At 51.3% G+C, this 6,557-nt stretch carries 5 protein-coding genes and 2 rRNA genes; 5 read left to right on the forward strand and 2 right to left on the reverse strand.

The features are described from left to right. From CVU69_11395 to CVU69_11415, 5 genes are all read left to right on the forward strand, one after another. Complete coding sequence (locus CVU69_11395) at window positions 1–1,395, forward strand: UDP-N-acetylmuramate--L-alanine ligase (GenBank protein PKN11748.1); 1,395 nt, start codon at window positions 1–3, stop codon at window positions 1,393–1,395. Then, entirely contained in the window at window positions 1,392–2,318 is a 927-nt protein-coding gene (locus CVU69_11400; protein PKN11749.1) for a D-alanine--D-alanine ligase, read from the forward strand. The genes CVU69_11395 and CVU69_11400 overlap by 4 nt, the downstream gene beginning before the upstream one ends. A gap of 9 nt (window positions 2,319–2,327) precedes the next feature. Beyond that, a complete protein-coding gene (locus tag CVU69_11405; GenBank protein ID PKN11750.1) occupies window positions 2,328–3,224 on the forward strand; it encodes a cell division protein FtsQ in 897 nt (298 codons plus the stop codon). Window positions 3,225–3,252: 28 nt separating this feature from the next. Further along, window positions 3,253–4,482, forward strand: coding sequence for a cell division protein FtsA (ftsA, locus tag CVU69_11410; protein ID PKN11751.1), 1,230 nt, complete (start codon window positions 3,253–3,255; stop codon window positions 4,480–4,482). 70 nt (window positions 4,483–4,552) lie between these two features. Next, window positions 4,553–5,719, forward strand: a complete 1,167-nt coding sequence (locus CVU69_11415; protein ID PKN11752.1) for a cell division protein FtsZ — start codon at window positions 4,553–4,555, stop codon at window positions 5,717–5,719. Window positions 5,720–5,866: 147 nt separating this feature from the next. Here CVU69_11415 and rrf read toward each other — a convergent pair. Both rrf and CVU69_11425 read right to left on the reverse strand, forming a co-directional pair. Continuing rightward, a 5S ribosomal RNA gene (rrf, locus tag CVU69_11420) occupies window positions 5,867–5,971 on the reverse strand. Between the two features lie 104 nt (window positions 5,972–6,075). Further along, window positions 6,076–6,557: ribosomal RNA gene (locus CVU69_11425) — 23S ribosomal RNA — on the reverse strand; the annotation flags it as partial.

Here is a 6,557-nt window from a genome sequence, read left to right on the forward strand (position 1 = left end):
ATGTACGGAAAAATCCGCAAAATCCACTTTATCGGCATCGGCGGCATCGGTATGAGCGGTATTGCCGAAGTCCTTCTTAATCTCAATTACCAGATCTCCGGATCAGATCTCCGTGCAAGCGACATTACCCAGCGTCTTGGGGCGATGGGGGCGGAGATCTATCTCGGCCATGCCGCCAGCAACCTGCGCGATGTTGACGTTGTTGTCACCTCCAGTGCAGTTAAGATTGATAATGCCGAAGTCGCCGAGGCGCTTCGCCGCCTGATTCCGGTGATTCCCCGCGCTGAGATGCTCGCGGAACTGATGCGGATGAAGTATGGTATTGCTGTTGCCGGCACGCACGGCAAAACGACGACAACGAGTATGGTCGCTACGATCCTTTGTCATGGAGACCTTGATCCGACGGCGGTCATCGGTGGTCGGCTTGATGCCTTTGGTTCCAACGCCAAACTCGGTCAGGGGAAGTTCCTTGTTGCCGAGGCGGATGAATCAGATGGCTCCTTCCTCAAACTCTCGCCGACGATTGCAATAGTGACCAACATTGATGCCGACCACCTTGACTTCTATCGCGACCTAGAGGAAATCAAGGAGACCTTCGTCGAATTTATTAATAAAATCCCCTTTTATGGTCGCGCCATCCTGTGTCTCGACGACAAGAACATTCAAGGCATTATCCCCCAGATCCGCAAACGCTTCACCACCTACGGTTTCTCAGCCCAAGCCGACTTTCAGGCCAGCGAAGTCGAACACCGGGAGCTACAGACCTCCTTTGCCGTCGACTACTGCGGTGAACGCCTCGGGCGTATCTCCTTCCAGATGCCCGGCGACCACAACGTTCTCAACGCCCTGGCTGCCACCGCCGCGGCTATGGAGGTGGGTCTTGACTTTGCGGCGATCGCGGCCGGCTTTAAAAATTTTGGCGGGGTGCAGCGGCGTTTTCAGATCAAAGATGAAATTAACGGCATTATGGTTGTTGATGACTACGGGCACCACCCGGCAGAGATCAAGGCAACGCTCAATGCCGCCAGAAACGGCTGGGAGCGGCGGATTGTGACCGTCTTCCAACCCCATCGTTACAGCCGCACCGCTGCACTTTTCGATGATTTTACGACCGCATTTTATGAAACAGATCAATTGATCATCCTCGACATCTATGCTGCGGGAGAAGATGCAATTGACGGCATCAGCTCAGCAAAACTTGCTGCACAGGTCTCCGGGCACGGGCACAAAGATGTTCACTACCTTGCTGATCGCGACCAGGTTGTTGAACACCTCCTTGCCACCTGTCAAGAAGGGGACATTGTCATCACCATGGGGGCGGGAAATGTCTGGCAAGTCGGGGAGGAGTTCATCAAGAGACTGCACGTTGCTGTGCAGAAGCAGGAGAGGACATGAATCGGAACGAACTGCGAAAGATGAAAATAGCCGTCCTTTACGGCGGGGTCTCCTCGGAACGGGAGATTTCGCTGCGGACCGGGAGTGCCGTCCTGACAGCCCTGACCCGCTGTGGCTATAACGCTGTAGGCATCGATGCGGATCGCGATGTCGCCAGCAAGCTTGTTGCTGCCGGAGCAGAGATCGTTTTTATCGCACTGCACGGTCGCCACGGTGAAGACGGCACCATGCAGGGGCTATTGGAGATCCTCAGCCTCCCCTACACCGGCAGCGGCGTCCTTGCTTCGAGTATGGCCATGGATAAAGTGGCGACAAAGCGCTTGTTCCTGCAACAGGGAATATCCACCCCGGACTTTTGCGTTTATCATCAAGGCGACAATATTGAAAACTTCACGGCGCAGATCAAACACTGGCCGGTCATTGCCAAGCCTGTCCATGAAGGCTCGACTATCGGCGTCACAATTGCGCATAATCCCGAGGACTTAGCAGCGGGGCTCGAGGCGGGCCTGACTTATGATCGCACCATCCTTGTCGAGGAATTTATCCAAGGGGACGAGGCGACAGTGAGCGTGCTCAATGGCGTGGCCCTCCCGGTGATTCAGGTCGTGCCGAAGAGCGGCTTTTATGATTTTTCCTCGAAATATACGACCGGACAAACGGAATATCTCCTCCCCGCCCCCTTCTCCCGGGAGATTTATGCGGAACTCCAAGAGTCTGCTATCGCTGCCATCACCATCCTCGACTGTCTGGGCGCAGCCCGGGCAGATTTCATGATCAAAAATGGCAAGATCTACTGTCTAGAGGTTAATACGATTCCAGGGATGACAGAGACAAGTCTTCTCCCTAAAGCTGCGATGCAGGCCGGTATCGATTTTGATGAACTTGTGCAGCGTATTCTCGAAAGTGCCGGGACGGGGAAATAGGGGGTTAGCATGCACGATTTTAAACCAAAACGCTCTAATCAAGTCACGGCGACACGCTATACCCGGACAACAGTCAAGCCGAACCGTAAGCGTAAAGAAACAAAACCCCCTCGGGATTGGGGAATTTTTTTCTCCAGGATCTATCACCTCAGCAAGTGGCCCTCCCTTGCTTGTTGTGCGGTACTGGTTCTTGTTGTCCTTTTCCATGCCGGAAAATCGACGATTTGTGATTCAAATTTTTTTCGGGTCGCAAATATTGAGGTCATCAGTGAAGGACGAATCGAGGCTTCTATTGTCCGTGAACTCTCCGGTGTGCAAAACGGATTAAGCATGTTTGGTCTTGACCTCAAAAGCATCGGCACCAGGATTGAAAAAAATCCCTGGATTTCCAGCGCTGAAGTCGAGCGGGTATTCCCCCGGACCGTGACGATCAAAGTCACAGAATTTATCCCTGCAGCCATCATCAATCACGGCTGTCTTTATTATGTTGCACAGAATGGAACGGTCTTTAAGCCCCTTGAAATGGGTGAGAAAATTAATTTTCCCCTGTTGACCGGAATGGAACAAAAGGATATCTTAAAAAATCGTGAAGAGACGCGACTACTCCTTGCCGGCGCCATCCGCTTAGCGGAATCGTTACAATCACGTAAAGCGTTCAACCTGCAAAAACTCTCAGAAATTCGCATAGACCCCTTGCAAGGGTATGAACTGATGACGTTGCAAGGCGGAGTTCCGGTGAAAATCGGTTTTGACAACTTTGAACCCAAGCTGGCGCGACTGGATCGAATCTTTGCTGAAATTGAATCACGCTTGTCGGTGACGCAATATATTGACCTTAATTCTGCCGATCGTGTCATCGTTAAACTCGATCCGATCGTGATCCAAAGTAAACAGGAAAAAAGTTAAATTTTAAATCATACTCAAGGGGCATGTTATGAGCAGTAGACAGGAGAATCTTGTTGTCGGTCTCGACATCGGCACGACAAAAATATGTGCAATTGTCGGCAACCTGACCGAGGAGGGCCTCGATATTGTCGGAATCGGGACATCACCGTCACGAGGGTTGCGTAAGGGGGTGGTCATTAATATTGACGCTACCGTCGATGCGATTCAAAAAGCCCTAAAAGAAGCCGAACGCATGGCTGGTTGCGAAATCAGCTCTGTCTTTGCCGGAATCGCTGGTGGACATATCAAAGGATTGAACTCGCAGGGGATCATCGCTATCAAAAATCGCGAGGTCACCCAGGATGATGTCCGCCGCGTCATTGATGCCGCCAAAGCTATCGCAATACCGATGGATCGGGAAGTGCTTCATATTCTTCCCCAGGAATATATAATTGATGATCAAGATGGCATTAAAGAACCATTGGGAATGAGTGGCGTGCGCCTGGAGGCGCGTGTCCATATTGTCACCGGAGCGGTTGCCAGTGCTCAAAATATTATTAAATGCTGTACGCGGGCCGGCGTCGATGTCGCGGATATCGTCCTCGAGCAACTCGCTTCCTCCGAAGCGGTATTAGCCCCTGACGAAAAAGAACTCGGTGTTGCCCTCATCGACATCGGGGGGGGGACCACAGATATTGCCATCTATGTAGACGGTGCGATTAAACATACAGCTGTCCTCGCCTTGGGGGGAAACCATCTCACCAACGATATAGCTGTCGGACTACGGACCCCGATGGCGGAGGCGGAGCGAATCAAACACAAATACGGCTGCTGCCTGACATCATTAGTCGGCAAGGACGAGACGATTGAAGTCCCTTCTGTGGGAGGACGACAGCCGCGCATCCTGTCACGGCAGCTCCTTGCTGAAATTCTTGAGCCACGCGTTGAAGAGATTTTTGCTCTGGTTCACCGGGAATTGGCACGGAGTGGCTATGAAAGTGTCATTGCTTCTGGGATTGTCCTCACCGGTGGGACAGCAATCCTGCCAGGGATGCCCGAACTTGCCGAACAAATCTTCAATCTTCCGGTACGCCGCGGCGTCCCGCAGGGAATTGGCGGACTTGTTGACGTTGTCAACTCTCCAGTCTATGCCACTGGGGTCGGTCTCGTCAAATACGGCTCACGCAACATGGAAGTTCGCACTTTTTCCAAAGGGCAAAAGAATGTCTTTGAACGGGTGACCCAACGCATGAAGGAGTGGTTTGGCGAGTTTTTCTGATTTTTTCTAAGTGTGATTTAACTCATTAACGTACGGGCAACAAGCGCCCAGAACCCTGTAGGGAGGGAATATGTTCGAATTTGATGAAAATATCGATCAGTCAGCAAGAATCAAAGTGATCGGCGTCGGCGGTGGCGGTGGTAATGCTATCAATACAATGATCAAAACTGGTATTGATGGCGTGGAATTTATTGTTGCTAACACAGATGCGCAGGCCCTGAGGGCGAATACAGCATCACTTAAAATCCAACTCGGTGCAAAGCTTACGAAAGGTCTTGGCGCAGGTGCCAATCCTGAAGTAGGGAAGGAAGCAGCCCTGGAAGATCGCGATCGTATTGCTTCCATCCTTAATGGTGCAGATATGGTCTTTGTGGCAGTCGGACTTGGCGGTGGAACCGGAACGGGCGCCGCGCCGGTCATCGCTCAAGCGGCGAGAGAAGTAGGGGCCTTGACAGTGGGTGTTGTGACCAAGCCCTTTAGTCGCGAAGGCAAGTTACGTATGCAGAAAGCAGAAGACGGCGTCATCGCCCTCAAAGAGGTCGTCGATTGCCTTCTGGTAATCCCCAACGACCGATTAATCGGGCTCGCAGGAAAATCGATGAGTGTTGTCGACGCCTTCCGCCCAGCCGATGATGTTCTGCGTCAAGCAGTCCAGGGGATTTCTGATCTCATTACTACGCAAGGGATGATCAATGTCGACTTTGCCGACGTCAAGGCGGTCATGAGTGATCGTGGCATGGCGATGATGGGGATCGGTATCGCTGAGGGAGAAAAGCGCGCCACTGAGGCAGCTATGCAGGCGATTAGCAGCCCCCTTCTCGAAGAAATTGATATCTCCGGGGCGAAGGGAGTGTTGGTCAATATTTGCGGTTCATCGAGTATGACCATGGATGATTTTGATGAAGTTTCCCGCATTATCCACGAAAAAGTCCATGAAGATGCCAACATCATAGTCGGTCTTGTCATTAATGAAGAGATGGGACAGAAGATCAAAGTGACTGCTATTGCCACCGGATTTGGCTCGTCCTTTACAAAAAACAAGACCAACGAAGAGCAACAAAAGACAAGGCACAATATTAATATTGTGCCTCCGGTAGGGACACATACCAATCGCGAAATACCGACGTTCATCCGCTTGGAGAAGCAAAAGAGTCTTCCTGCCGGGATTCGCCTTGATTTGAATGATACGATTGAAGAATATGAAATTCCCACTTTTTTACGTAAGCGTGTAGACTAACGATTCTAGATTTAAACCCCAACAACAAAAGAAGGGACATGCGCACGCATGTCCCTTCTTTTGTTTCTAACAATAAGATCGTAATTATTTCCAGACAAAAAAAAGCCCACCTCTTGCAAGGTGGGCTTTTCTCAATAAATTTCGGCGGCGACCTACTTTCCCACACGGCTTCCCATGCAGTATCATCAGCGCAGTAGGGCTTAACTTCTGTGTTCGGGATGGGAACAAAAAACTGTAATTCTTACGTTTTCGGACAATTGCTGTAGACAGATACATGCGATGCTTCTTTGGCAATCTCTCTTTATCGCTTTTGGAAGTCGGGGGGAAGCGAACTTCCCCCCTTCCTCACTAAAACTTTTTATGGTCAAGCCTCACGGTCGATTAGTACCGGTTAGCTGAACACATTACTGTGCTTACACACCCGGCCTATCTACGTTGTAGTCTCCAACGGACCTTTAGGGGATTGCTCCCAGGGAGATCTCATCTTGAAGGGGGCTTCCCGCTTAGATGCTTTCAGCGGTTATCCTTTCCGAACATGGCTACCCTGCCATTGCCACTGGCGTGACAACAGGAACACTAGTGGTTCGTCCATCCCGGTCCTCTCGTACTAAGGACAGATCTTCTCAAATCTCCTGCGCCCACGGCAGATAGGGACCAAACTGTCTCACGACGTTTTAAACCCAGCTCGCGTACCGCTTTAATTGGCGAACAGCCAAACCCTTGGGACCGACTTCAGCCCCAGGATGCGATGAGCCGACATCGAGGTGCCAAACCTCCCCGTCGATGTGAACTCTTGGGGGAGATAAGCCTGTTATCCCCGGAGTACCTTTTATCCGTT

It is taken from the genome of Deltaproteobacteria bacterium HGW-Deltaproteobacteria-4 (genome assembly GCA_002841765.1).
GTDB lineage: Bacteria > Desulfobacterota > Desulfuromonadia > Desulfuromonadales > UBA2197 > UBA2197.

What these genes read in the sequence shown, in the direction of transcription:
- CVU69_11400 (PKN11749.1), top strand. Translation starts at nt 1,392, where the DNA reads ATGAATCGGAACGAACTGCGAAAGATGAAAATAGCCGTCCTTTACGGC.
- CVU69_11395 (PKN11748.1), top strand. Translation starts at nt 1, where the DNA reads ATGTACGGAAAAATCCGCAAAATCCACTTTATCGGCATCGGCGGCATC.
- ftsA (PKN11751.1), top strand. Translation starts at nt 3,253, where the DNA reads ATGAGCAGTAGACAGGAGAATCTTGTTGTCGGTCTCGACATCGGCACG.
- CVU69_11415 (PKN11752.1), top strand. Translation starts at nt 4,553, where the DNA reads ATGTTCGAATTTGATGAAAATATCGATCAGTCAGCAAGAATCAAAGTG.
- CVU69_11405 (PKN11750.1), top strand. Translation starts at nt 2,328, where the DNA reads ATGCACGATTTTAAACCAAAACGCTCTAATCAAGTCACGGCGACACGC.